The 385-nt window shown below is 58.7% G+C and carries 1 pseudogene; it reads right to left on the bottom strand.

Annotated elements, in window-relative coordinates:
- Positions 1-385: pseudogene (locus tag A3764_RS21510) on the bottom strand (DnaA ATPase domain-containing protein); the annotation flags it as partial.

Below are 385 nucleotides of genomic sequence, written 5' to 3'. Positions count from 1 at the left end.
CCAGCGCGTTGAAGGTGTGGAAGAATTCTTCCTGCGTGCTGTCCTTGCCCGCGATGAATTGCAGATCATCCACCATCAACACGTCGACGGAGCGGAAAAGCTCCTTGAAATCCATGATCGTCCGATCGCGCAGGGCCTGCACGAAACGGTACATGAACTGCTCGGCGGAAAGATAGAGCACGTTCATTTCCGGTTGCCGCTGGCCCAGTTCACGAGCGATCGCATGCATCAGGTGTGTCTTGCCGAGGCCGACACCACCATAAAGGAACAGCGGGTTGAATGTGACCGGCCCACCTTCGGCCACCCGGCGGGCGGCGGCATGGCTAGTTCGTTGGGTTTGCCGACGACGAAATTGTCGAAGGAAAAGCGCGGATCGAGAGGGGCG

The sequence above is a fragment of the Sulfitobacter sp. HI0129 genome, from assembly GCF_001635395.1.
Classification (GTDB): Bacteria; Pseudomonadota; Alphaproteobacteria; order Rhodobacterales; family Rhodobacteraceae; genus Sulfitobacter.
The sequence above is the reverse complement of the archived record's forward strand: the minus strand, read 5'-3'. Positions and strand labels throughout refer to the sequence as shown.